Below are 1,062 nucleotides of genomic sequence, written 5' to 3' on the forward strand. Positions count from 1 at the left end.
GTCAACGGCAAGGCGCTGGACGTGGCCCCGGCCGAGGGGAGCCCCCGGCAGACCGTGGCCGAGCTGATCGACCTCGGCAACACCGGCAAGCTGGGCGTCAGCCCCTGGTACACCCCGGAGAAGCCTTCCACGAAGACCCACACGTCGACGCCCGCCCCCCGCCGGAGCGCCTGGACCACCACCCAGTGAGCACCCAGTGAGCCGACGCCGTCCGTGACCGGGGCGCCCGTCCGCGACCGGGACGCGAGGAGGGTAGCCAACACCCGTCGGCTACCCTCGCCGCTTCAAGAACGGCTTCGATCTCGGCTGCTGAATGGCCGCCGCTCAGTCGCCGTCGAGCTCGATGTCGATGCCCATGTCCTCCAGGGCGTCTTCCAGCTCGTCGAGCACCTCGTGGACCTCGTCCTCCTGGTCATCGGACACTGCGGTGGTCCGCCTTTCTCGCAAGAAACGCACACGGGCCTCGCGGCTGCGACGCCGCCCATATCATACGCAAGGACTTTCGACCACAGGGCAGTTGACACCGCCACCGCTGACATCATGAAGCCGTGTCGAACATCTTCACCGACGCCATCCGGGTCCACGCCCGCCCCGGCGACCGCATCGACGCGGTAGAGGCGCAGTGGATCACCTGGATCCTGCTCGGCCGCCGCGGCTCGTACCACGTCCCGGTCCTGATCCGGCGCGAGCCGGATGGGGCTTACGTCGACATCCAGTACGGCTCGGGCAAGAGCCCCGACATCGTGAACTTCTGCGAGGACCACGCCCCGTATCTCTATGGCGCCATCTGGGGCCGCCATTACAACGAGGGCAGCGACCGCGACGTGATCTGGCAGGACGACGTCAACGACGGCCCGTACCGCTACTGCCGCTACGGCTTCGACGAAGTGCGCGTCACGACCACCGACGACCGCCCACCCGTCGCCCCCGAAGCGCCCTGGCGCCGCCACCCCGACGGCTCATGGCGGCTGTCCGTCAACGGCAGCTACCTCACCGGCAACTGCCGCCAGGCCGATGTCGGCCCCATGGCCACGCCCACGACCCCGCTGCCCGACCCACCAC

At 69.1% G+C, this 1,062-nt stretch carries 1 protein-coding gene and 1 pseudogene; both read left to right on the forward strand.

The window, feature by feature from the left end:
* Positions 1–189 (forward strand): annotated as a pseudogene (locus CCN51_RS55630) (hypothetical protein); the annotation flags it as partial.
* A 359-nt stretch (positions 190–548) separates the two neighbouring features.
* The coding region (locus tag CCN51_RS52335) for a hypothetical protein (protein ID WP_211303363.1) at positions 549–1,062 on the forward strand (514 nt) is incomplete at its 3' end.

The organism is Streptomyces milbemycinicus (assembly GCF_002154605.1).
GTDB classification, from domain to species: domain Bacteria; phylum Actinomycetota; class Actinomycetes; order Streptomycetales; family Streptomycetaceae; genus Streptomyces; species Streptomyces milbemycinicus.